Here is a 22346-nt window from a genome sequence, read left to right on the forward strand (position 1 = left end):
GTCCGGCGGGTTTCCGATCGTTGTCTGCGCCTTTCCCTTTCCGGCAAGCTCGGATAGATCATCGCTCCGACAGATCACGAAGGGTGCGACCGATGGCGCTGGACAAGACATTCGACGCAAAAGAGGCCGAGGGCCGTCTCTACGCCGCCTGGGAACAGGCCGGGGCGTTCAAGGCCGGGGCCAACGCGTCGCGGGACGAGACCTTCTGCATCATGATCCCGCCGCCCAACGTGACCGGCTCGCTGCACATGGGACATGCCTTCAACAACACCCTGCAGGACATCCTTGTCCGCTGGCACCGGATGCGCGGATTCGACACGCTCTGGCAGCCCGGGCAGGACCATGCCGGGATCGCCACGCAGATGGTCGTCGAGCGCGAGCTGGCCAAGTCCAACATGCGCCGTACCGACTTTTCGCGCGAGGAATTCGTCGCCAAGGTCTGGGACCAGAAACAGGCCTCCGGCGGCACGATCATCGACCAGCTGCGCCGCCTCGGCGCCTCGCTCGACTGGTCGCGCAACGCCTTCACCATGTCCGGCGCCCCCGGCGCGCCTGAGGGCGAGGACGGCAACTTCCACGATGCCGTCATCAAGGTCTTCGTCGACATGTACGAAAAGGGCCTGATCTACCGCGGCAAGCGGCTGGTCAACTGGGACCCGCATTTCGAGACCGCGATCTCCGACCTCGAGGTCGAGAACATCGAGGTCGACGGCCACATGTGGCACTTCAAATACCCGCTGGCGGACGGCGAGACCTATACCTACGTCGAGAAGGACGAGGACGGCACCGTCGTGCTGGAGGAAGAGCGCGACTACATCTCCATCGCCACCACGCGCCCCGAGACCATGCTGGGCGACGGCGCGGTCGCGGTTCATCCGTCGGACGAGCGTTACGCGCCAATCGTCGGGAAACTCTGCGAAATCCCGGTCGGACCGAAAGAGCATCGCCGGATGATCCCGATCATCACCGACAGCTACCCGGACCCGGATTTCGGATCGGGCGCGGTCAAGATCACCGGCGCGCATGACTTCAACGACTATGCCGTGGCGCAGCGCGGCGGCATTCCGCTTTACCGCCTGATGGACACCAGGGGCGCGATGCGAGACGACGGCGCGCCCTATGCCGAGGCCGCCGCCATCGCCATGTCCGTCGCCAGGGGCGTGCAGACCCTGGGCGAGGCCGAGGCTGATGCGGTCAACCTCGTCCCCGACGACCTGCGCGGGCTCGACCGTTTCGAGGCCCGCAAGCGCGTCGTCGAGCAGATCACGCGCGAGGGACTCGCGGTCATGGTGCCCGACCCCGATGTCGATCCGTCGGAAAACTTCGACCCGGCCGAGACGCCGCTTCTGACGCCGCTGGTCGAGTCGAAGAAGATCATGCAACCCTTTGGTGACCGGTCGAAAACCGTGATCGAGCCGATGCTGACCGACCAGTGGTTCGTCGACGCCGAGAAGATCGTGGGCCCGGCCATCGACGCCGTGCGTTCGGGCGAGGTCGAGATCCTGCCCGAGCAGGACCGCAAGGTCTATTTCAACTGGCTCGAGAACATCGAACCCTGGTGTATCTCGCGCCAGCTCTGGTGGGGGCACCAGATTCCGGTTTGGTATGGGCCGTCGAAAGAAGCGATAGAAAAATTTCCTGACACTTCAGGTGGCACAGAGTTTTTCTGCGGGGCAAACGAAGATGAAGTTCGCAGATTGGCTAAGAACTACTATGGTCAGGAAATAGAAATCGACTTCATTCCGGGTGACCCTCACGGTCAAATGCGTGGGTTTGGCTTTTCCGGAACCAAACTCGCGTCGGTTAGTCTTTCACGTGACCCCGACGTCCTCGACACCTGGTTCTCTTCCGGTCTCTGGCCGATTGGCACGCTAGGCTGGCCCGAGAAGACACCGGAACTGGAGAAATACTTCCCCACGTCCGTCCTGATCACCGGTTTCGACATCATCTTCTTCTGGGTCGCCCGGATGATGATGATGCAATATGCCGTGGTCGGCCAGAAACCCTTCGACACCGTCTACGTCCACGCCCTCGTCCGCGACGAGAAGGGCAAGAAGATGTCGAAGTCCCTGGGCAACGTGCTCGACCCGCTGGAATTGATCGAGGAATTCGGCGCCGACGCGGTGCGCTTTACCCTGACCTCGATGGCGGCGATGGGGCGTGACCTGAAGCTCTCGACCCAGCGCATCGCAGGCTACCGCAACTTCGGCACCAAGCTCTGGAACGCCTGCCGCTTCGCCGAGATGAACGGCGTCTTCGAGGGCGAGCGTGCGCCGATCCGCGCGGACGGCGCCATCGACCTCGCGCCGGAGCAGGCAGTCAACAAGTGGATCATCGGCGAGACCGCCCGCACCCGGCAGGCGGTCGACGAGGCACTGGCAAACTTCCGGTTCAACGATGCGGCCAACACGCTTTATGCGTTCGTCTGGGGCACGGTCTGCGACTGGTACCTCGAACTTTCGAAGCCGCTGCTGCAGGATGAGAGCAACGCCGAGGCCGCACCGGAGACCCGCGCCACGATGGCCTGGGTGCTCGATCAGTGCCTGGTGCTGCTGCACCCGATCATGCCCTTCATCACCGAAGAGCTTTGGGACAAGACCGGCACCCGCGCCAAGCCGCTCATCCATGCCGACTGGCCAAGCTATTCCGCAGACGCCCTGATCGACGCCGAGGCGGATCAGGAGATCAACTGGGTCGTGGCCCTGATCGAGAACGTGCGCTCGGCGCGGGCGCAAATGCACGTCCCGGCCGGGCTTTACGTCCCGCTTCTGGTGACCGAAATTGACGCGGCCGGCGAGGCCGCCTGGGCGCGCAACGAAGCGATGATCAAGCGCCTGGCCCGCGTCGAGGCGCTGGACCGGACCGAGAGCTTTCCGAAAGGCACCGTCTCGATCGCCATGCGCGGGGCCACCTTCGGCCTGCCGCTTGCCGACATCATCGACATCGGCGAGGAAAAGGCGCGCCTGCAGAAATCGCTCGACAAGCTCGGCAAGGAGCTGGGCGGCCTGCGCGGGCGGCTCAACAACCCCAAGTTCGCCGCCTCGGCGCCCGAAGAGGTGGTTGTCGAAACCCGCGCCAACCTCGCCCTGCGCGAGGAAGAGGAAGGCAAGCTGCGCGAGGCGCTCGACCGCCTGGCCGAGCTGGGTTAGCAGGATTTATGCAAATTTCGGCGGGCGCTTTGCAAATTGCGCCGCCACCACTTCCATTTGCTCGGGCCGCCCGATCAGCGCCGCCTGCTCGCGCGATTCTGCCAACAGCACCTCGCGTTCGGGCGCGTTCTCGGCAACCTCGATCAGGCGTTTCGCGGCCCGGATCGCGTTTGGCCCCTTGAGCGCCATGCCGCGCGCCAGCTCCATCGCCGTGTCCAGCGGATCCTCGGCGATCTCGGTGACCAACCCCCAGCGTTCGGCCTGCGCGGCCGGAACCGGGTCGGCGGTGTAGGTCAGACGCCGGAAAACGTCCGCGCGCACCAGCCTGGGCAAGAGCACCATGCCGCCCATGTCTGGCACGATGCCCCATTTCATCTCCATCACGGCAAGCCGAGTCTCGGGGGCCGCGATACGGATGTCGGCGCCGAGCGCCAGTTGCAGGCCGGCGCCGAAGACATTTCCGTGCAGCGCCGCGATCACCGGGATTTCGAGCCGGCGCCAGGCGAGCGCGAACTCCTGCCACTGGTTCGTGGTGCCGTCGCCATGCGTGCGCGGCAGGATCAGCGCCTCGGGGTCGCTGCCGACCAGTCCGCTCAGCGACATCAGATCGATCCCGGCGCAGAAGTCCGGGCCCTCGCCCGAGATCACGACGACCCGCGCGTCCGAGGCGGCGATCTCTGCCGCCGCCGCAAGCACCGCGTCGATCATCTCCTGGTCGACGGCATTGCGCTTGTCCGGCCGGGTCAGGCGCAGCCGGGCGATGTGGTCGGTGACTTCAAGCGAAACGCGGGCCATGTCGATCCTCCTGTTCTGGGCGCATCAGACCCGCTGCGGGGCGACAAGACCAGCGGAACGTGGCGGCACCGCAGCGCCTTGCCAGCGGCACGGCGCTCGGCTTATCTGCGCGGCATGTCCAGCTTTCGCCTCACCCCGCTTGCCGCCTCGCTCCCCGCCACCGTGCCCTTCGTCGGCCCTGAGGCGCAGGAGCGCGCGCGCGGCGAAGCGTTCCGGGCGCGGCTCGGCGCCAACGAGAGCGTCTTCGGCCCCTCGCCCGCGGCAATCGAGGCGATGGCGCGCGCCGATCACTGGAAATACGGCGACCCCGAGAACCACGATCTGCGCGCGGCTCTGGCTGCGCATCACGGCATTCCACCCGAGTGCATCGTCGTGGGAGAAGGCATCGACGGCCTGCTGGGCTACATCGTGCGGCTTTTCGTGGGACCCGGCGTCGCAGTGGTCACCTCCGATGGCGCCTACCCGACCTTCAACTACCATGTCGCAGGTTACGGCGGCGCCTTGCACAAGGTGGCCTACCGCGACGACATGGAAGACACCGCGGCTCTCTTTGCAAAGTCGGCGGAGGTTTCTGCAAAGCTCGTCTACCTCGCCAATCCCGACAACCCGATGGGGCTCTATCACCCGGGCAAACGGATCGTGGCCGACATGGCCGCCCTGCCCGAGCAGACGCTTCTGGTGCTCGACGAGGCCTATGTCGAATGCGCGCCCGATGACGCCGCCGTGCCGCTGCCCGCGGATGACCCGCGCCTGATCAGGATGCGGACCTTCTCCAAGGCTTACGGTCTGGCCGGGGCGCGCGTGGGTTATGCCATCGGACATCCCGACCTGATCCGCGCCTTCGACAAGGTGCGCAACCATTTCGGCATGAACCGCGCGGCCCAGGCGGGTGCGCTCGCGGCACTTGCCGACCAGGACTGGCTGCGCGATGTGCAGGCACGGATTGCCAAGGCACGCGACCGGATCGCCGAAATCGCCCGCGCCAACCGGTTGACCGCCCTGCCCTCGGCCACAAACTTCGTCGCCATCGACTGCGGCCGAGACGGGGCGTTCGCGCGCCGGGTGCTCGACGGGCTGGTCGCGCGCGGGATCTTCGTGCGGATGCCGTTCGTGGACCCGCAGAACCGCTGCATCCGCATAAGCTGCGCGCCGCCCGGCGATCTCGACGCCTTCGCCGATGCGTTGCCCGGCGCGCTTGCGGACGCAGGCGGGGACTGACAGGCGCGCCCACCACGCTATAACGAAGGGGTACAAGCCGGAGAGTAGCGATGCGCGAAGGGAAGATCGGCCGGGCCCCAGACTACACCGCCGCCTGCGTGGTGATGTTCGGCGTGAACCTCGGCTGGGTCCTGTTGCTGCTTTTCGCGATCTGGGGCCTTGTCGGCGCGATCTTCGTCAGCCTGCTGCTGAACCGCTGGATCGACTGGCTTCAGGCGCGCAAGCGCGCCCGCGCCTGGCCCCCCGTCACCGACTAGGCGCCGCCGATGACCTCGGCCGCCGCCGCCAGCGCACCCGGCCCGTGCGCGATACCCAGCGCCTTCATCCCCGCCTCAATGCCGCCGAGCAGGCCCATGATCATGTGGCCGCTCACATGCCCCATGTGCCCCAGACGGAAGAAGCCGTGCCCGGCCGGATCGCCCGGCGGTGCCATGCCCAGACCGATGCCGAGCGTGAGGCCCAGCTCGCGCTCGGTCCATTCGCGCAGGCGCGTGGCATCGGGGGCGTCGAGCCGCAGCGCAGTCACGGCATGGCTGCGCACCGCCGCGTCAGCGATGTTGAGCCGAAGTGAACCTTCCTTGCCCCAGGCCTCGCAGGCGGCCCAGATCGCGCGTGCCTGGACCGCGTGACGCGCCCAGACCTGTTCGATGCCCTCACCATGCAGCATGTCGAGCGCCGCGCGCAGCCCGTAGACATGATGCGTCGGCGCAGTCCCGTCCCAGTACTGGTAGAACTCCTGCGGCTCGGCCCGCGGCGTCCAGTCCCAGTAACGGCTGACCCGCGGCATGGCGGCGCGCGCCCCGGCCGCCTTGTCGTTGAAGAACACGAACCCCAGGCCCGGCGGCACCATCAGCCCCTTCTGGCTGGCCGAAACCGTCACGTCGACGCCCCAGGCGTCCATCTCGAAGACATCGCAGGCCAGCGAGGCGATGCAATCGGCCATCAGCAGCGCCGGGTGGCCGACCTCGTCCAGCACCCTTCGCAGCCCGGCGATGTCGTTGCGCACCGTGCTCGAGGTGTCGACATGCACGGCCAGCACGACCTTTATGCGGTGCGCGGTGTCCGCCGCCAGCGCCTCGGCCACGCGGTCGAGGTCGAAGGTCGCGGACTTGCCGAAATCCATGATCTCCACCTCGGCCCCGAGCCCCGCCGCCATCTCGCCCCAGCCATGTCCGAAACGCCCGGTGGCGGGGATGAACACCGTGTCGCCGGGGGCCACGACATTGGCCAGCGCCGCCTCCCACGTGCCGTGCCCGTTGGCGATGTAGATCGCCACGCGATGCTGCGTGCGGGCAACCCGGCGCAAGTCGGCCGTGAGCGCCGGCATCATCTCGGGCAGCGCGCCTTCGTAGATGTTCGGCGCCGCGCGATGCATCGCGTTCAGGACCGCATCCGGCATCACCGAGGGTCCGGGAATCGCCAGATAGGGTCGACCGTGGGAGAGGTTCGGCTTTTGCGGCATGAATGCTGTCCTTTTGCGTCGCGGTCACACTAGCCGCGGCGCCCGCGCCGTCAATTGTCCGCGATGCTTGCGCGTGATCCCTGCGGGTCCTAAACCGGGGAACCGGCGGGGCGGCGCCCCGCGAAGACGCGAAGGCGATCCATGCCCGACGACAGCTACTCCTCTGCCCACCTGATCGGCTGGCTCTGGCGCACCTATCTCAGGAAGCACCTGCCGACGCTGATGATCGCCGTGGTCTTCATGACGCTCGAAGGTTCGATGCTGGGCGCGCTGGCCTACCTGATGCAGCCGATGTTCGACCAGGTCTTCGTGTCGGGCAAGGTGTCGATGCTGTTCGTCGTCAGCTTCGTGCTGATCGGCATCTTCGTGGTGCGCGCCGTCTCGGGCGTGGTGCAGAAGGTGCTGCTGACCCGCATCTCGCAGAAGACGGCGGCCGAGTTACGCATGGACCTGCTCGACCACATGATGAAGCAGGACGGCGCGTTCCACCAGAGCCACCCGCCCGGCTTCCTGATCCAGCGCGTGCAGACCGACGTGAACGCGGTCAACGACGTCTGGAAAGCCGTCATCACCGGCGCGGGACGCGACGCCATCGGCCTCGTCGTGCTGCTGGGCGTGGCGATCAACGTCGATCCGGTCTGGGCGTTGCTGGCCTGCATCGGTATCCCGATCCTCGTTCTGCCCGCGGCTTTCGCGCAGAAATTCGTGCGCCAGCGCTCGCGCGAGGGGCGCGACCTCGGGGCGACGCTGGCCACCCGGCTCGACGAGGTCTTCCACGGCATCGTGCCGATCAAGCTCAACGCGATGGAGGCTTACCAGTCGCGCCAGTACCGCGATCTCACCAAGCTCTTCGTACGCACGCAGGTCCGCACCGCCTTCGGCTCGGCGGCGATCCCGGCGATGATCGACATCATCTCGGGCGTCGGGTTCATGGCGGTGATCCTCTACGGCGGATCCGAGATCATCGCCGGTGAAAAGACCATCGGGCAGTTCATGACCTTCTTCACCGCGATGGGTTTCGCCTTCGATCCGTTACGCCGGCTCGGCTCGATGAGCGGGCTGTGGCAGGTCGCGGCCTCGGCCATCGAGCGCCTGAAGGAGCTTCTGGATGCGCCGGTGACGCTGGAATCCCCGGCACAACCGGTAGCCCCGCCCGAAGGCACGCCCGACATCGAGCTGCGCGACGTATCGCTCTCTTACGGCGACGTGCAGGTGCTGACAGACCTCAGCCTGACCGCCAAGGCCGGCGAGACCACGGCGCTGGTCGGGGCCTCCGGGGCCGGCAAGTCGACGATTTTCAACCTGCTGACCCGTCTTGTCGATCCCGCCAGCGGCTCGGTGCTGATCGGTGGCGTCGAGGCGCGCGAGATGGCGATCCCGGATCTGCGCGGCCTGTTTTCGGTGGTGACGCAAGAGGCGCTTCTGTTCGACGAATCGCTGCGCGAGAACATCCTGCTCGGCCGCACCGACGTCAGCGACGAAGAACTGCGCCCGGTGCTCGACGCCGCCCATGTCAGCGACTTCGTCGACAAGCTGCCGGCCGGGCTCGCCACGCCCGTGGGCCCGCGCGGATCGGCGCTTTCGGGCGGCCAGCGCCAGCGCGTGGTGATCGCCCGCGCGCTCTTGCGCGACACGCCGATCCTGCTTCTGGACGAGGCGACCTCGGCGCTCGATGCGCAATCCGAGCAGGTGGTGCAGGAGGCGCTGGACCGGCTCGCGCACGGGCGCACGACGATCGTCATCGCACACCGCCTGTCGACGATCCGCGGCGCGGACAAGATCGTGGTGATGGATCGCGGGCAGGTCGTCGACGAGGGCACGCATGACGAACTGCTCGAGCGGGGCGGCATCTACGCCGACCTCTACCGGCTGCAGTTCCAGGACGGCAAGACCGTCACCGATCGTCGCCCGATGCACCCGGCCTGGCGTGACGACCCGGCGCGGCCGGACGTTCTGGCGCTGCTACAGCGCTGGGGTCAGCGCCTCTTCGGCTAACGGTAGTAGTCCTGCGCCAGACGCTCGGGCGAGGCGCCGCCGGCGTAGCGGGCGAGTGTCCAGAGGTTGCGCGCTCCACGCCGCAGCCAGCCCATCTTGCGGTACTTCTGGGCGCTGGTCAGCGCCACCGCGTCGATTGGCCTGAGATGCCCGCGAAGCGCCCGGGCGATGGCGACGTCCTCCATCAGCGGCTGGTCGGCATAGCCGCCGACCTTGCGGTAAAGCGGCATCGGGACCAGCAGGCCCTGGTCGCCGTAGGGCAGACCGAGGCGGCTGCGAAGGTTCGCCCAGAGTGCGACCGCGCGCCCACGCCAGCCGCCCGCGGCGAAGGCCAGCCGGAACCAGCCAGCGTCGTGGCGCCCCAGATGCGCGATTACCGGCTCCACCCACCCCGGCGCGAGGATCGTGTCGGCATGTAGGACCAGCAGCCAGTGCCCCTGCGCCGCCTCGCACCCCCGACGCAACTGTCCGCCGCGCGAGGCCGGCCCCTCGACCACCTCGGCGCCCCAGGCCTTGGCGAGCCGCACCGTCGCGTCCTCGGACCCGCCGTCACTGACGATCAGTTCGCGGATCAACCCGGCTTCGAGCCCCGGCATCAGCGCCTGCAGGCAGGGACCGAGCACGGCCTCGGAATTCAGGGTCGGAACGATCACCGAGATCGGTGCACGCATAAGTTATGTCCCTTTCGCTTTGCGGCGCAGCATCTATATGCGAAGCATCCCGCAAAGAGGAGTCCCGCATGACCGATCGCCGCATCCTGCGCCTGTCCGGGCGCGACACCACCGATTTCCTGCAAGGGATCGTCACCAACGACGTGCGCAAGCTCGAACAGGGCCTGGTCTACGCGGCCCTGCTGACACCGCAGGGCAAGTACATCGCGGATTTCTTCCTTGTCCCGGACGGCGCCGATGTTCTGCTCGACGTGGCCGAACCGCTTGGCGATGCGCTGGCGCAACGCCTTGCCCTCTACAAGCTGCGCGCTGATGTGGAGATTGTCGACAGCGGCCTGCACCTGCACCGCGGTCTCGGCGATGCGCCCCCGGACGCGTTTGCCGACCCGCGCCATCCGGCGCTTGGCTGGCGCGCCTATCGCGAGACCCCGCAGGATGCACAGGACGTCGACTGGACGGCGCTCAGGGTCGAACACCTCGTGCCAGAAACCGGGATCGAGCTGACCCCGGATACCTTCATTCTCGAGGCGGGGTTCGACCGTCTGTCGGGCGTGGATTTCCGCAAGGGCTGCTATGTCGGGCAGGAGGTGACGGCACGAATGCGGCACAAGACGGAACTGCGCAAGGGGCTGGTCCGCGTGCGGATCGAAGGTCCGGCGGGCCCCGGCACCGAGATCATGGCGGACGGCAAGGCGGCGGGCAGGCTGCTCAGTCGCGCGGGCGAACACGCCATCGCCTACCTGCGGTTCGACCGCGCCGGGTCGGAGATGCTCGCCGGTGAGGCAAAGGTCGAGATGGAAGCACAGCCGGTCTGAACCCAAGCCGGGCGCGCGGTCAGTACGGCAAAGCGCGGCCGGCCCAATCCTCGAAACATCCCGTGGTGCCGAGGTCGAGTGCATCGAACCGCGCCATCAGGCCATTCACCGACTGCTCGACCGAGATCGCGGCCCCCTGCCCGCCCATGTCGGTACGCACCCAGCCGGGATGGTAGATTCCGACGGCGATCCCCTCGCCTGCGAGATCGGTGGCGAGGTTGCGCCCGAGGTTGAGCACGGCGGCCTTGGAACTGCGGTAGATGTAGCTGCCGCCCGGCGCCTGTTCGGACGAGGCCATCTGCGACGACAGGATCGCGATTTTCGGTGCGTCGGCGCGCGCCAGGTTCGGCAGCAGCGTCCGGATCGTCAGAAAGACGCCGGTGACGTTGGTCGCAAAGCTCTTGGCCCAGACGTCCGGCGCGTAGTCCTCGACGATGTCCGCGCCCTTGTCGAGATAGACACCGGCATTGCAGACCAGCAGGTCGAGCGCCCTGTCCCCGAGCGTCGCCGTCATCTCGGCAAAGCTTGCGGGCTGCGTCACGTCGAGTTGCAGATCTGCGGTGACCGAGCGACCGGTGCCCAAAACCCGGTCGCCGCGGGCGCGGTAGGCCGCCGCGAGACCGGCACCGATGCCGCGGCTGGCGCCGGTTATCAGAACGGTGGCGGAAATCAGTTCGCCTTCCGGGTCGGCAGGAACGGCAGTGGCGCCACGGGGATGCCGTCGTCGATCAGCGACTTGGCCTCCTTGCCGGTGGCTTCGCCGTAGATCGCGCGTTCCGGCGTGGCCCCAAGGTACATCGAGCGCGCCTCGGATGCGAAATCGGCCCCGACGTAGGAGGCGTTTTCCTCGACATGCTTGCGCAACGCCGCCAGCATGTCCGCGCGTTTCTTTTTCTGCTCCGACACTTTCGGCGGCGCCGGACGGTCCGCGGTCGAGACGCTGGGCGCCATCAGCGCCTTGGACACATCCGTGGCGCCGCAGACCGCACAGCTGACGTGCCCCGCCTTCTGCAGCGCCTCGAAGGCCGCCGCCGACTGGAACCAGCTGTCGAAGTCATGGCCCTCGGCGCATCTGAGCTTGTACTGGATCATCCGCAGTCCATGGAATCAATCACTTATGCAGAACGAAATGGGGCGCGCGCGCCGTTTCGTCAAGCCCGCCGATCTCCGCGCCCGGGGCCGTTGCGGCTTGTGAAACCCCCGGGCGTGGAAGATACTTGCCGTCATGTTCGACGCTCGGCGCTTGCTTGCGATCCTGCTTCTGGTCTTCACCTGCCCCGGCGCATCAAGCGGCGCGCCGGCTCTCACCGTCTTCGCCGCGGCCAGCCTGCGCGGCGCGCTCGACGAAGTTGCGGGCAGCTACGAAGCTCCGGTGGCGATCTCCTACGGCGGATCGGGCGCGATGGCGCGTCAGGTGCAACAGGGCGCGCCGGCGGACCTCGTGATCCTCGCGGACGGGCGCTGGATGGACCTGCTGGAGCAGGACGGGCGGCTGGTGCCCGGGACGCGGCGTGACCTTCTGGGCAACACTCTGGTGCTGATCGGCGCCGCCGGCGTGGTACCGATGCCTGACCCGGACGCCGAGCGCCTACTCGACCGGCTGGACGGCGGCCGCCTTGCGATGGGACGGCACGACGCGGTTCCGGCAGGCGGCTACGCGAAGGCCTGGCTCGAGGCCATAGGCGCCTGGCCTGCGCTGAAACCGCACCTAGCCGAAACCGCCGATGTCCGCGGTGCGCTGGCCTTCGTGGCCTTGGGTGAGGCACCGCTGGGCGTGGTCTACGCCACCGATGCGATGGCCGAGCCTCGCGTTAAGGTGGTCTGGCATATTCCCGAAGAAACGCATCCGCCGATCCTCTATCCGGTCGCAGCGATCACCGCGCAGGGGTCCGGCTTTCTCGATCATCTCGCGACGCCGGAGGCCGCCGCGATCTTCACTCGGCACGGGTTTGTCCTACTCGGGGTCGGGAACTGATGATCGACTCCGCCGGCTGGGTCGCGTTGCGCCTGTCGCTCTGGGTCGCGACGTGGTCGACTCTCTGCGCGCTGCCGCTGGCGATCTGGGTCGCCTGGGCGCTGGCCCGGCGCGAGTTTCCGGGCAAGACCGCGCTCAATGCTGCCGTGCATCTGCCGCTGGTGCTGCCGCCTGTTGTGACCGGCTACCTGCTGCTTCTGAGCTTCGGGCGGCAGGCCCCGCTGGGACGTTTTTTCGAGGAGACGCTGGGATTGGTGTTCTCGTTCCGCTGGACCGGGGCGGCGCTGGCTGCGGCGGTAATGAGCTTTCCGCTGATGGTCCGGGCGATCCGGCTTGCCATCGAGGCGGTCGACGTGAAGCTCGAGGACGCCGCCGCCACGCTGGGCGCGCCGGGCTGGGCGGTCTTTGCCCGCGTCACGCTGCCGTTGACCCTTCCCGGCATCCTCGCCGGGGCCGTCATGGGCTTTGCCAAGGCGCTTGGAGAGTTCGGCGCCACCATCACTTTCGTCGCCAACATCCCCGGCCAAACCCAGACCCTGCCGAGCGCGATATATTCGCTGCTGCAGGTCCCCGGGGCCGAAGGCCGCGCCGCGGCGCTTGTCCTGCTGGCCTGCGTATTCGCGCTGGCTGCCGTGCTGGTCTCCGAGTGGCTTGCCCGGCGGGTCGCCAAGCGGATCGCCGGCGCATGAGCCTGTCGGTCGACCTCGCCCACCGGTTCGGGGAGTTCGCGCTCGATCTCGCTTTCGAGGGCGGGCCAGGCATCACCGCGCTGTTCGGCCGGTCCGGCGCCGGCAAGACCACCGTCATCAACGCCATCGCGGGGCTGATGCGCCCGGATCGGGGCCGGGTCTCGATCAACGGCCGCGTACTTCTCGACACCGACGCCGGCACCGACATCGCCGCGCGCCGCCGTCGCCTCGGCTACGTGTTCCAGGATGCGCGCCTCTTCCCGCACCTCGATGTGCGGCGCAATCTCAGCTTCGGGACGCGCTACGCCCCAAAGCCGCAGAGCGGTCCGGCGCTGGACGAGGTGACGGACCTTCTTGGCATCGCGCACCTGCTCGACCGCGCGCCCGCCACGCTTTCGGGTGGCGAGCGTAGCCGCGTGGCGCTCGGCCGGGCCCTGCTCAGCCAGCCGGACATGCTGCTGATGGACGAACCGCTGGCCTCGCTCGACGCGGCGCGCAAGCAGGATATCCTGCCCTATCTCGAACGCCTGCGCGACGGGCCGCTGAAACTGCCGATCCTCTACGTCAGCCATGCCCTCGACGAGGTTGCGCGGCTGGCCGACACGCTGGTGCTGATCCGCGACGGGCACATCGCCGCGCAGGGTCCGCTCTTCGACGTGCTGGCCGATCCTGCTGCCGTGCCTCTGCTGGGCGTGCGCGATGCGGGTGCGGTGATCGAGGCGACGGTCCTGTCGCATGGCGCGGACGGGCTCAGCACGCTCGAAATCAGCGCCGGACGCATCGAACTTCCGGGCGTGCAGGCCCCGCTCGGCGCTCGGGTGCGCCTGCGCGTGCTGGCGCAGGACGTGATCCTCGCCACCGAGCGGCCAACGGGTCTGTCGTCACGCAACATCCTGCCTGTCACGGTGACGGCGATCCATCCCGGCGGCGGACCGGGGGCCGCGGTGGCGCTGGCCTGCGGATCGGACAGGTTGCTGGCGCGCGTGACGGCGCGGGCAGTGGCCGAGATGGGTCTGCGCGAAGGCACTGCCTGCTTCGCGATCTTCCAGGCCACGACCGTGGCCCCCGGCAGCATCGGGCGCTAGCGTCGGCGCGCGAGGCGGCGTTTCACGCGGCCCCGCAGACGTTCGACCAACTCCGGCACCGGGACGTCCGCGTCGATGGCGAGCTTGCGCAGGCCGAAATGCACATGCGCCATGTCCTGGTAGTAGCTGGTGTAGGCGTAATTTGTCGCCGCCCCTGCCACGGCCCCAAGCACCGGCACGGTCTGGGCTGCGAGCTTCTGGCCCAGCACCACCGCAAGGCGCGGCGAGACCTTGGCGATGATGCCGCGCACCGCCGCCCCGGTCAGCGTGATCCGGGCCGAGATGAAGGCCAGGTCGGCCCCGTCATCGGCCGCGAGCGGCCCGGCCGAGGAAAATACCTGGATGCAGTCGAACTGCACGTTCTCGGCCTCGGGGTCGAAGCCGTACTCGGCGGCAACACCTTCGATCACGCGCAGCAGCAGCGTCGTGGTCACCGGAAGCTCGGCCAGCGCCGTCGGCAGGCCGCCCGCGCCGCCGGCGGCCCCCATCGCGGCGCCAATCGCCGTGTTGAGCCAGCTCTTCTGGTCCTTGACGACCGAGCGCGACGTATGCGCCGCCTTCATCGCCTGGCTCAGCGCCCTGACCGTTGCTTCCTGCAGCCCCTCTCGAACCGGAGCGGGCAGCCGGTCGATGAGGTTCTCGGCGCGCCCGCCGATCACGTTCAGCAGGTCGATGCCGAGGCCCCCGGCGTTCGAATAGCGTTCGGCAATCCGGTCGAGTTCGGCGTCGACATCCACCGTCTTGGCGATCTGCAGGTCGGTCATGGGGTGTCTCTCCTCGTCCCGCTAGAAGGTGGGGAGACGGCGGGACTTTTCAATATGCCGGTCCGGCCCAGCGCGTGACCCTGCCGGTCACCCCGTCCCAGGCGCCGGGCACCAGCGCCTGACCGAGCACCCGCTCGGGGTTTGTGGGCGGCGGCATCTCGACATGCTCGAGCTTCACGAACCCGAAACGTCCATAATATGGCTGATCCCCCACCAGCATGACCCGCGTCCAACCGCGCAGCACGGCAACGCCCAGCGACTCGCGGATCAGCGCGCCGGCCAGACCCTCGCCCTGCCGGGTGGGATGCACGGCGACCGGTCCGAGCAAAAGGACATCGCTGCCTCCCACGGTCACCGGCCAATAGCGGATGGCACCGGCGAGGACGTTGTCGGGGTCGCGTGCGACATGCCCCAGCCCCGCCACCGCGGCGATCCCGTCGCGCAGCCGGTAGCTCGACAGCGCCTCGCGGCCTGGCGCGAAACACAGGTCAAACAGCGCCTCCACCTCGTGGTAATCGTGGCGGGTCTCGGGCGTCAGGGTGTACAAGTGCTTGGAGCCGCAGGGGTGTTTCGGGTGGCCCCGGCCTTAGCATGGCGCTAGATGAGCCGCAATTGACCAGGAGACGACACATGTTCTACCGCCCCGAAGACGGCCACGGGCTGCCCCACAATCCTTTCAACGCCGTCGTCACGCCGCGCCCCATCGGCTGGATCTCGACCCGCGATGGCGCCGGGCGCAACAATCTCGCGCCCTACTCCTTCTTCAACGGGGTCGCCTACACGCCGCCGCAGGTCATGTTCGCCTCGACTTCGGCCAAGCCAGACCGGGACGGCACCAAGGATTCGGTCGGCAACATCCGCGAGACCGGCGTGTTCTGCGTGAACATCGTGCAATACGACATGCGCGACGCGATGAACGCGACCTCCCAGGCCCTGCCGCGCGAAACCGACGAGTTCGCCCATGCGGGTCTGGTCGCCGCACCTTGCGAGACCATCGACTGTGCGCGCGTCGAGGGCGCGCCGGCCTCGCTCGAATGCAAGGTCAGCCAAATCGTGGAGATCGAAGGAGAGCACAACTTCGTGGTCTTCGGCACGGTGACCGGTGTGCACCTGCGCGACGACACCATTGTCGACGGGCGGTTCGATATCCGCACCTACCAGCCACTGTCGCGCCTCGGCTACCGCGACTACACGCGAGTCACCGAGCTGTTTGAACTCAAGCGCCCTGACGACTGACCCAATCATCGAAAGGAGACGACATGACCGACCCGGACCGCAACAAGGCGAACGCGCAGGCTTTCTACGCGATGATGTTCAACGACTGCGACCCGCGCGGAGCCATCGAGCGCTACGCGGGTGACACCTACATCCAGCATAATCCGCACGTGGGTGACGGCAAGGACGCGTTCGTTGACTACTTCGAGCGCATGGCGAAGGAGTTTCCGGGAAAGCATGTCGACTTCAAGCGGGTGATCGCCGAGGGCGACCTTGTCGTGCTGCATTGCCACCAGACCTGGCCCGGCGACGAGGATTACGCCGGGATCGACATCTTCCGCTTCGACGGGAACGGCAAGGTCGTCGAGCATTGGGACGTGCTGCAGACGATCCCCGAAACCTCGAAGAACGACAACGGCATGTTCTGAAGCTTTTTGCGGCGCTACTCCGCCGCACGGGCACAGAAGCAGGACACGGCGACCTCGGCGTCCGCGCGGCTTTCGGCGAGTGCGAGGCGTTGTGCGACCAACCGGCCTTCGAAACTGTCCTCTTCGCCCAGTGCGGCAAGGCAGTTGTTCAGGCCGCGCAGGCTCCAGACGTTGTCGGGATGGACCTGCGCGCGAGTCAGGGTTCCCGCCAGCCCCAGATCCTCGCGGTAGACCGCCGCCGCCTCGACCGCGTGCCCCTGCTCGAGCAGCAGCGCGCCCAGCGCGTGGCGCGTCGGCTGCATCCAGCCCCACGGCTCGTCGTACGGCAGCGCATCCTCGAGCGTCACCGCGTCACGCAGGCGCGCGAAGGCGGTGTCGTATTCTCCCTTGCGATACGCGATCTCGCCGTCGAGCATCGCCTCGGCGACGGCGAATTGTTCGAGGCAGAGCACGTTGTGCATGCGGCGTTCCTCGGGCATCCGGTCACGGGCCGCGAAGAAGAGTTCCTGTTGCGCCTCGGCCTCGGCGACCTCGCCGCGGGCGGCATGGGCGACACCCTTGGCATAGTGCAGCGTCGTCGTCAGAACCGCATAGAGCTCGGGGTCCTCGGGCAGCGGTTCCTCGACGATCTGTTGCCAGCGCCCGAAGCGGATCAGCACATGCACCCAAATCGCCATATAGCTTTCGAAGAAATGCGCAAACGGCGGCGACGGCACGCGCAGGAATTCCTCGGGCGTGATCTCGACCAGTTCCCGCGCCGCCTTCCAGGCCAGGTCGAACCGGCCGAGGAACATCGCCCCGTAGACGGCGAAGTGGTAGTTGTGAATGCGGTAGCCGGTATAAAGCGTGTAGAGTCCGAACCGGTCCAGCGCCTTGCGGTCTACCTTCGTCGCCTTCCAGTTCCAATGCCAGACATCGCGGTAATAGCCGCACTGGATGTCGATATGGGTCGGCATGTGGATGAGGTGCCCGGCGTCCGGCACCAGTTCGCGCAAGGCGTCGCCCGCCTTCAGCGCCTTTTCCGGGAACGGCGACATCTCCATCAGGTGGACATAGAGGTGCAGCAGGCCGGGATGATCCATCGCACCGGGATCAGTGTCGAGCGCCTCTTCGAGAATGCGCTGCGCGTCGAGCGTGCCCGCGCCTTCGGTGGCCGTTCCCGTGGCCTGGTCCCACATCCGCCAGGGCGTCTGGTTCATGATCGCCTCGGCGCAGATGGCGCGCAGGTCGCGATCGTCGGGGAACGCGTCATGCACCTCTCGCATCCGCGCCGCAAAGGCGTCGTTCCAACCCCGCATCACGTCGAGCTTTTCGGGCGCGCGCTGCGGGAAACGGGCGGGCAGCGCCTCGATCAGCGCGCGCTCGGGCGGCGTGAGATCGTCCAGCAGCGCCAGCGCCGCCTGCGTCGCGTCATGGGCCATGGCCAGCGAGTCGCGGCGCATGTTCGCGTCGCGCCGCTCCCACGGCATGTTGTAATTCGGGCCGATGGCATAGGCGACGCCCCAATGCGCCATCGCACAGCCGGGATCAGCCGCCAGCGCCTTCTGGAAACAAGCCACTGCCTCGTCGTGGAAATAGGCGTAGCACCAGACCAGCCCCCGGTCGAACCAGAGCTGCGCCTCGGGCGACTGCGTCGTCACGGCGCACGAATACACGTCTACGGAATAATAATCCATCTAAGCCCCCTTGGTCTTCAATGGGGGCATCATAGCCGGTTTTGACGTCAATGTCCGTCGCGGTCCTGCCGGCGCGGACAGGGACGGTCAGCTCAGGCGATCCTTGACCATCGGCCCGACCATTCCGAAGTCCATCTGCCCGGTATACTTCTGCTTGAGCAGACCAATCACCTTGCCCATGTCGCGGATGCCTTCGGCGCCGACTTCGGTGACGGCGGCATCGACCGCGGCGCGCGACTCTTCCTCGCTCAGCTTGCGCGGCAGGAACTCCTCGATCACCTCGATCTCGTCACGCTCGCGGTCCGCGAGGTCGAGCCGTCCGCCCTCCTCGTAGGCGCGCGCGCTTTCCTGGCGCTGCTTGGCCATCTTGCTGAGGATCGCCATCACCGCGGTGTCGTCGACTCCGTCGTCGTTGCCCTCGGCACGGGCGGCGATGTCCTTGTCCTTGATAGCGGCGTTGATCAGGCGCAGGGTTGATAGCCGCCCGGCGTCCTTGTCCTTCATCGCCTGCTTGAGCGCAGACGAGATGCGCGCACGCAATTCCATGGGTCCTTCTCCTTCGGATCGGGCCCCGCATGGTGATTTGCTGTGACACCGGGGCAGCTGTTGGCCAAAAACCTTATCCAAGCGGGTATTCCGGCGCAACGGTTTGCGCGACGTCAGCATCGGCTCGAACGCCCTTGACCACCCCCGGAGGCGGGACTAGGTTCCGCCAGATTTTTCCTCAGCTCCCGAAAGGTCCGCCGATGCACGCGCCCGCACACCCGACCGCCTGCCTCGCTCTTGCCAATGGCACGGTATTTTTCGGCACCGGTTTCGGGGCGACCGGCCAGACCACGGCTGAGCTGTGCTTCAACACCGCGATGACCGGTTACCAAGAGATCATGACCGACCCGTCCTATGCGGGCCAGGTCGTGACCTTCACCTTCCCGCATGTCGGCAACGTCGGCACCAACCCCGACGACGACGAGACCGGCGATCCGGTCGCGGCCGGCATGGTGGTCAAGTGGATGCCGACGGAACCCTCGAACTGGCGCGCGGCCCAGCGCCTGGGCGACTGGCTGGCCGCGCGGGGCCGCATCGCGATGGGCGGCGTCGACACGCGGCGTCTCACCCGCGAGATCCGCGCCTCGGGTGCCCCGCACGTGGCGCTGGCGCACGACCCCGAGGGTAACTTCGACACCGAGGCGCTGGTCGCGGCAGCGCGCGGATTCGCGGGCCTGACCGGCATGGATCTCGCAAAGGAAGTGACCTGCGCGCAATCCTACCGCTGGAACGAAATGCGCTGGGCCTGGCCCGAGGGCTACAAGCCGCAGACCGAGCTTCGGCACAAGGTCGTGGCGGTGGACTACGGCGCCAAGCGCAACATCCTGCGCTGCCTTGCCTCGGCGGGCTGCGACGTGACGGTCCTGCCGGCGACAGCGAGCTTCGACGAGGTCATGGCGCACGAACCCGACGGCGTGTTCCTGTCGAACGGACCCGGCGATCCGGCGGCAACCGGCGCATACGCAGTTCCGATGATCCGTGACGTGCTCGACAAAACCGACCTGCCGGTCTTCGGCATCTGCCTCGGTCACCAGATGCTGGCGCTGGCGCTTGGGGCGCAGACGGTCAAGATGAACCACGGCCATCACGGGGCCAACCACCCGGTCAAGGACCACGATACGGGCAAGGTCGAGATCACCTCAATGAATCACGGCTTCGCCGTCGACGCCCAGACTTTGCCCGAGGGTGTTGTCGAGACCCACACCTCGCTCTTCGACGGCTCGAACTGCGGCATCCGCATCGACGGTCGTCCGGTCTGGTCGGTCCAGCATCACCCCGAGGCGAGCCCGGGACCGCAGGACAGCTATTACCTGTTCGAACGCTTTGCGCAGGCGATGGACGACCGCGCGGCCTGACGGTTCCCCGGGCGTCTCTGGCCCGGCCTTTGCAAAAGAGACATCGGGAAGCGCATTCCGCTCGACGACAATCTACCCGAACGTGCTAGGTTTAGGGGGAAGCAACCTTCTCAGCCGGAGGCAACGCCCATGCGACTCACCGTCCTGTCCACCGTTTTTGCCGCCGCCCTGGCCCAGCCGCTTGCGGCGCAGGGCACGGGCGGCCAGTCCCTTGAAAGTGCCGCGAGCGACCCGACCGCCTCGCTGACGGCCTTCCTGCTGCAGGATTTCTACACCTCGGACTACCACAATCTCGACGGCGAGAGCGGCAACAAGTTCCAGCTGCGCCTCGCGGTTCCTTATGAGCTGGGCGGGGCCAGCAACATCTTCAGGATCACCCTGCCCTACACCACCTCGAGCCCGGCGGGCACCTCGGGCCTGCAGGATGCGACGGTGTTCAACCTGACGACCTTCGACCAACCCTGGGGCCGCTACGGGATCGGTTTCGTCGCGCTGTTGCCCACCGGGGCAAGCAGCCAGAGCGCCGACCGATGGGGCCTCGGTCCTGCCATCGGCTTCGTGGCGCAGGCCGACTGGGGGATCTGGGGTCTGTTCAACCAGAACATCTTCGACATGGGCGGCGACGGGCCGCGCGACGTGAACATCTCGATCATTCAGCCGATCGTGAATTACGGTCTCGGCAACGGCTGGTCGCTTGGCACCTCGGACATGTCGATCGTCTACGACTGGGAAACCGACGAATTCGTCAGCCTGCCGCTCGGCCTGCAGCTCAACAAGCTGGTCGCGCTCGACGCTGGCATCAGCGTGCAATACGGGCTGAGCTACGAATACAACTTCTACGACGACGGGTTCGGACCCAAGGACACGTTCGGCTTCACCGCCAAGTTCCTCTTGCCCTGACCGGCCCACCGGACATGCAAAACCGGGCGGATCACTCCGCCCGGTTTCTTCGTTTTCAGAGCGTCAGTGCTTGAACCGGCGGATCTCGCCCGATTGCAGGCGCGACATGTAGCTGCCCAGTTCGGCCTTCACGATCGGCATCAGGCAGTAAAGCGCGATGATGTTGACCACCGCCATCGCAAAGATCGCGGCATCCGAGAAGTCGATCACCGGCCCGAGGTTCGCCGCCGCGCCGATGATGACGAAGAGGCAGAAGATGCACTTGAAGATCAGCTCCTTGGTCTCTCCCTCGCCGAAGAGGTAGGTCCAGGCCTTCAGCCCGTAGTAGGACCACGAGATCATCGTCGAGAAAGCGAAGAGGATCACCGCGATGGCCAGGATGAACGGGAACCAGCCGAAGGCCGAGGCGAAGGCATCCGAGGTCAGCCCGACGCCGGAGGATCCGGTCACGGTTTGGATCGCACCATTCTCGCCGACGATGTAGAGCCCGGTCTCGGGATCGGTCACCAGCTGGCCCGAGATGATGATCACGAGCGCTGTCATGGTGCAGATCACCACCGTGTCGATGAAAGGCTCCAGCAGAGACACGAAGCCTTCCGTGATCGGCTCCTTGGTGCGCACAGCCGAGTGTGCGATGGCCGCCGAGCCGACGCCGGCTTCGTTGGAGAAGGCCGCACGCTTGAAGCCCTGGATCAGCGCCCCGGCGAGACCGCCGGCCACGCCGAGCCCGGTGAAGGCGCCGGTGAAGATCTGCCCGAAGGCCCAGCCGATCTTGTCGTAGTTGACCAGCACGATGACCAGCGCCGTGAGAACGTAGAGCACGCCCATGAAAGGCACCACCTTCTCGGTCACCTTGGCGATCGACTTGATGCCGCCGACGATCACGGCAAAGACCACCGCGGCGAAGATCACGCCGGTGATCCAGCCCGGATAGCTGCCGACGATCCCCGAGATCTGCGCATGTGCCTGGTTGGCCTGGAACATGTTGCCGCCGCCCAGCGCACCGAGGATACAGAACACCGAGAACAAGATGGCGAGGAACTTGCCGCCCGGGTATCCCTTTTCGGTGAAGCCCTTCGAGATGTAGTACATCGGGCCGCCCGAGACGGTCCCGTCGGGGTATTCGTTGCGGTACTTCACGCCCAGCGTACATTCGGTGAATTTCGAGGCCATGCCCAGCAGACCCGCAAGGATCATCCAGAAGGTGGCCCCCGGTCCGCCGATGCCCACGGCAACCGCGACCCCGGCGATGTTGCCGAGCCCCACCGTGCCCGAAAGCGCGGTGGCGAGCGCCTGGAAATGGCTGACTTCGCCGGCGTCGTTCGGATCCGAATAGTCGCCTTTTACGATCTGGATGGAATGCCGGAAGGCGCGGAACTGCACGAAACCGAAGTAGATCGAGAAGATCGAGGCCCCGACGACAAGCCAGAGCACGATCCAGGGAAAGGCCGTGCCGGGAATGGGTGCAAAGATCAGGCTGACGAAGGGACCGGTCAGGGCCGCGAAAGCCTGGTTGACGGTCTCGTCGATGCCGCCCGCCTCCTGCGCGAAGGCCGCGCTGCCGGCAAGGGTGAGGCCTGCGGCGGCCGGAATGGATTTCATGGTCAT

At 66.9% G+C, this 22346-nt stretch carries 22 protein-coding genes; 12 read left to right on the forward strand and 10 right to left on the reverse strand.

Going from position 1 to position 22346, the window contains the following annotated elements; translation table 11 throughout:
• Positions 1 to 92: 92 nt before the first annotated feature.
• The gene (locus tag R5H30_RS03615) at positions 93 to 3149 is read left to right on the forward strand and encodes a valine--tRNA ligase (RefSeq protein WP_318326643.1); all 3057 of its coding nucleotides are present in this window, start codon (positions 93 to 95) and stop codon (positions 3147 to 3149) included.
• Between the two features lie 6 nt (positions 3150 to 3155).
• On the opposite strand, the gene R5H30_RS03620 is transcribed toward R5H30_RS03615, so the two are convergent.
• Positions 3156 to 3944 (reverse strand): crotonase/enoyl-CoA hydratase family protein, encoded by a 789-nt coding sequence (locus tag R5H30_RS03620; RefSeq protein ID WP_318326644.1) that lies wholly within the window; start codon positions 3942 to 3944, stop codon positions 3156 to 3158.
• A 114-nt stretch (positions 3945 to 4058) separates the two neighbouring features.
• Between R5H30_RS03620 and R5H30_RS03625 the strand changes: the two genes are divergently transcribed.
• Positions 4059 to 5162, forward strand: coding sequence for a pyridoxal phosphate-dependent aminotransferase (locus tag R5H30_RS03625; RefSeq protein ID WP_318326645.1), 1104 nt, complete (start codon positions 4059 to 4061; stop codon positions 5160 to 5162).
• Between the two features lie 50 nt (positions 5163 to 5212).
• A complete protein-coding gene (locus tag R5H30_RS03630; RefSeq protein ID WP_318326646.1) occupies positions 5213 to 5419 on the forward strand; it encodes a hypothetical protein in 207 nt (68 codons plus the stop codon).
• Here the strand turns inward: R5H30_RS03630 and R5H30_RS03635 are convergent.
• Complete coding sequence (locus R5H30_RS03635; protein ID WP_318326647.1) at positions 5416 to 6624, reverse strand: pyridoxal-phosphate-dependent aminotransferase family protein; 1209 nt, start codon at positions 6622 to 6624, stop codon at positions 5416 to 5418. The two genes, R5H30_RS03630 and R5H30_RS03635, sit on opposite strands and share 4 nt — an antisense overlap.
• A gap of 141 nt (positions 6625 to 6765) precedes the next feature.
• On the opposite strand from R5H30_RS03635, the gene R5H30_RS03640 reads away from it, so the two are divergent.
• Complete coding sequence (locus R5H30_RS03640) at positions 6766 to 8619, forward strand: ABC transporter ATP-binding protein (RefSeq protein ID WP_318326648.1); 1854 nt, start codon at positions 6766 to 6768, stop codon at positions 8617 to 8619.
• Here R5H30_RS03640 and R5H30_RS03645 read toward each other — a convergent pair.
• Positions 8616 to 9290, reverse strand: coding sequence for a TIGR04283 family arsenosugar biosynthesis glycosyltransferase (locus R5H30_RS03645; RefSeq protein WP_318326649.1), 675 nt, complete (start codon positions 9288 to 9290; stop codon positions 8616 to 8618). The two genes, R5H30_RS03640 and R5H30_RS03645, sit on opposite strands and share 4 nt — an antisense overlap.
• A 68-nt stretch (positions 9291 to 9358) precedes the next feature.
• On the opposite strand from R5H30_RS03645, the gene ygfZ reads away from it, so the two are divergent.
• On the forward strand, positions 9359 to 10105 hold the full coding sequence (gene ygfZ, locus R5H30_RS03650; protein WP_318326650.1) for a CAF17-like 4Fe-4S cluster assembly/insertion protein YgfZ: 747 nt from the start codon (positions 9359 to 9361) through the stop codon (positions 10103 to 10105).
• Positions 10106 to 10124: 19 nt separating this feature from the next.
• Here the strand turns inward: ygfZ and R5H30_RS03655 are convergent, their stop codons facing one another.
• Both R5H30_RS03655 and R5H30_RS03660 read right to left on the reverse strand, forming a co-directional pair.
• Positions 10125 to 10775, reverse strand: a complete 651-nt coding sequence (locus R5H30_RS03655; RefSeq protein WP_318326778.1) for an SDR family NAD(P)-dependent oxidoreductase — start codon at positions 10773 to 10775, stop codon at positions 10125 to 10127.
• Entirely contained in the window at positions 10775 to 11197 is a 423-nt protein-coding gene (locus tag R5H30_RS03660; protein WP_318326651.1) for a DUF1178 family protein, read from the reverse strand. Before R5H30_RS03660 ends, R5H30_RS03655 begins: the two co-directional genes overlap by 1 nt.
• Positions 11198 to 11330: 133 nt before the next feature.
• Between R5H30_RS03660 and modA the strand changes: the two genes are divergently transcribed.
• From modA to modC, 3 genes are read left to right on the forward strand one after another with little or no spacing between them, the layout of a single operon-like run.
• On the forward strand, positions 11331 to 12080 hold the full coding sequence (gene modA, locus R5H30_RS03665) for a molybdate ABC transporter substrate-binding protein (RefSeq protein ID WP_318326652.1): 750 nt from the start codon (positions 11331 to 11333) through the stop codon (positions 12078 to 12080).
• Positions 12080 to 12769, forward strand: a complete 690-nt coding sequence (gene modB / locus R5H30_RS03670; protein ID WP_318326653.1) for a molybdate ABC transporter permease subunit — start codon at positions 12080 to 12082, stop codon at positions 12767 to 12769. Before modA ends, modB begins: the two co-directional genes overlap by 1 nt.
• Entirely contained in the window at positions 12766 to 13854 is a 1089-nt protein-coding gene (gene modC, locus R5H30_RS03675; RefSeq protein ID WP_318326654.1) for a molybdenum ABC transporter ATP-binding protein, read from the forward strand. The genes modB and modC overlap by 4 nt, the downstream gene beginning before the upstream one ends.
• Here modC and R5H30_RS03680 read toward each other — a convergent pair.
• On the reverse strand, positions 13851 to 14618 hold the full coding sequence (locus tag R5H30_RS03680; protein WP_318326655.1) for an EcsC family protein: 768 nt from the start codon (positions 14616 to 14618) through the stop codon (positions 13851 to 13853). The genes modC and R5H30_RS03680 overlap by 4 nt on opposite strands.
• Before the next feature lie 49 nt (positions 14619 to 14667).
• A complete protein-coding gene (locus R5H30_RS03685) occupies positions 14668 to 15165 on the reverse strand; it encodes a GNAT family N-acetyltransferase (RefSeq protein WP_318326656.1) in 498 nt (165 codons plus the stop codon).
• Between the two features lie 83 nt (positions 15166 to 15248).
• On the opposite strand from R5H30_RS03685, the gene R5H30_RS03690 reads away from it, so the two are divergent.
• Positions 15249 to 15854, forward strand: a complete 606-nt coding sequence (locus tag R5H30_RS03690; protein ID WP_318326657.1) for a flavin reductase family protein — start codon at positions 15249 to 15251, stop codon at positions 15852 to 15854.
• 23 nt (positions 15855 to 15877) lie between these two features.
• Positions 15878 to 16261, forward strand: coding sequence for a nuclear transport factor 2 family protein (locus R5H30_RS03695; protein WP_318326658.1), 384 nt, complete (start codon positions 15878 to 15880; stop codon positions 16259 to 16261).
• A gap of 14 nt (positions 16262 to 16275) precedes the next feature.
• Here R5H30_RS03695 and R5H30_RS03700 read toward each other — a convergent pair whose 3' ends face one another.
• Both R5H30_RS03700 and R5H30_RS03705 read right to left on the reverse strand, forming a co-directional pair.
• Positions 16276 to 17937, reverse strand: coding sequence for a hypothetical protein (locus tag R5H30_RS03700; protein WP_318326659.1), 1662 nt, complete (start codon positions 17935 to 17937; stop codon positions 16276 to 16278).
• Between the two features lie 87 nt (positions 17938 to 18024).
• A complete protein-coding gene (locus R5H30_RS03705) occupies positions 18025 to 18483 on the reverse strand; it encodes a GatB/YqeY domain-containing protein (protein ID WP_318326661.1) in 459 nt (152 codons plus the stop codon).
• A 200-nt stretch (positions 18484 to 18683) separates the two neighbouring features.
• Here R5H30_RS03705 and carA point away from each other — a divergent pair, with 200 nt between their 5' ends.
• Both carA and R5H30_RS03715 read left to right on the forward strand, forming a co-directional pair.
• Positions 18684 to 19838, forward strand: coding sequence for a glutamine-hydrolyzing carbamoyl-phosphate synthase small subunit (gene carA / locus R5H30_RS03710; protein ID WP_318326662.1), 1155 nt, complete (start codon positions 18684 to 18686; stop codon positions 19836 to 19838).
• Between the two features lie 129 nt (positions 19839 to 19967).
• Positions 19968 to 20738, forward strand: coding sequence for a hypothetical protein (locus R5H30_RS03715; RefSeq protein WP_318326663.1), 771 nt, complete (start codon positions 19968 to 19970; stop codon positions 20736 to 20738).
• Positions 20739 to 20801: 63 nt separating this feature from the next.
• Here the strand turns inward: R5H30_RS03715 and R5H30_RS03720 are convergent, their stop codons facing one another.
• The gene (locus R5H30_RS03720; RefSeq protein ID WP_412105096.1) at positions 20802 to 22346 is read right to left on the reverse strand and encodes an alanine/glycine:cation symporter family protein; all 1545 of its coding nucleotides are present in this window, start codon (positions 22344 to 22346) and stop codon (positions 20802 to 20804) included.

It is taken from the genome of Roseobacter sp. FCG-D35, assembly GCF_033436665.1.
In the GTDB taxonomy this organism is placed as follows: Bacteria; Pseudomonadota; Alphaproteobacteria; order Rhodobacterales; family Rhodobacteraceae; genus JAWQFO01.

Bases quoted from the DNA above. Each gene is read 5' to 3' on its own strand.
- R5H30_RS03615 (WP_318326643.1), top strand. From the start codon at position 93: ATGGCGCTGGACAAGACATTCGACGCAAAAGAGGCCGAGGGCCGTCTC.
- R5H30_RS03620 (WP_318326644.1), bottom strand. From the start codon at position 3,944: ATGGCCCGCGTTTCGCTTGAAGTCACCGACCACATCGCCCGGCTGCGC.
- R5H30_RS03625 (WP_318326645.1), top strand. From the start codon at position 4,059: ATGTCCAGCTTTCGCCTCACCCCGCTTGCCGCCTCGCTCCCCGCCACC.
- R5H30_RS03630 (WP_318326646.1), top strand. From the start codon at position 5,213: ATGCGCGAAGGGAAGATCGGCCGGGCCCCAGACTACACCGCCGCCTGC.
- R5H30_RS03635 (WP_318326647.1), bottom strand. From the start codon at position 6,624: ATGCCGCAAAAGCCGAACCTCTCCCACGGTCGACCCTATCTGGCGATT.
- R5H30_RS03640 (WP_318326648.1), top strand. From the start codon at position 6,766: ATGCCCGACGACAGCTACTCCTCTGCCCACCTGATCGGCTGGCTCTGG.
- R5H30_RS03645 (WP_318326649.1), bottom strand. From the start codon at position 9,290: ATGCGTGCACCGATCTCGGTGATCGTTCCGACCCTGAATTCCGAGGCC.
- ygfZ (WP_318326650.1), top strand. From the start codon at position 9,359: ATGACCGATCGCCGCATCCTGCGCCTGTCCGGGCGCGACACCACCGAT.
- R5H30_RS03660 (WP_318326651.1), bottom strand. From the start codon at position 11,197: ATGATCCAGTACAAGCTCAGATGCGCCGAGGGCCATGACTTCGACAGC.
- modA (WP_318326652.1), top strand. From the start codon at position 11,331: ATGTTCGACGCTCGGCGCTTGCTTGCGATCCTGCTTCTGGTCTTCACC.
- modB (WP_318326653.1), top strand. From the start codon at position 12,080: ATGATCGACTCCGCCGGCTGGGTCGCGTTGCGCCTGTCGCTCTGGGTC.
- modC (WP_318326654.1), top strand. From the start codon at position 12,766: ATGAGCCTGTCGGTCGACCTCGCCCACCGGTTCGGGGAGTTCGCGCTC.
- R5H30_RS03680 (WP_318326655.1), bottom strand. From the start codon at position 14,618: ATGACCGACCTGCAGATCGCCAAGACGGTGGATGTCGACGCCGAACTC.
- R5H30_RS03690 (WP_318326657.1), top strand. From the start codon at position 15,249: ATGTTCTACCGCCCCGAAGACGGCCACGGGCTGCCCCACAATCCTTTC.
- R5H30_RS03695 (WP_318326658.1), top strand. From the start codon at position 15,878: ATGACCGACCCGGACCGCAACAAGGCGAACGCGCAGGCTTTCTACGCG.
- R5H30_RS03700 (WP_318326659.1), bottom strand. From the start codon at position 17,937: ATGGATTATTATTCCGTAGACGTGTATTCGTGCGCCGTGACGACGCAG.
- R5H30_RS03705 (WP_318326661.1), bottom strand. From the start codon at position 18,483: ATGGAATTGCGTGCGCGCATCTCGTCTGCGCTCAAGCAGGCGATGAAG.
- carA (WP_318326662.1), top strand. From the start codon at position 18,684: ATGCACGCGCCCGCACACCCGACCGCCTGCCTCGCTCTTGCCAATGGC.
- R5H30_RS03715 (WP_318326663.1), top strand. From the start codon at position 19,968: ATGCGACTCACCGTCCTGTCCACCGTTTTTGCCGCCGCCCTGGCCCAG.
- R5H30_RS03720 (WP_412105096.1), bottom strand. From the start codon at position 22,346: ATGACCATGAAATCCATTCCGGCCGCCGCAGGCCTCACCCTTGCCGGC.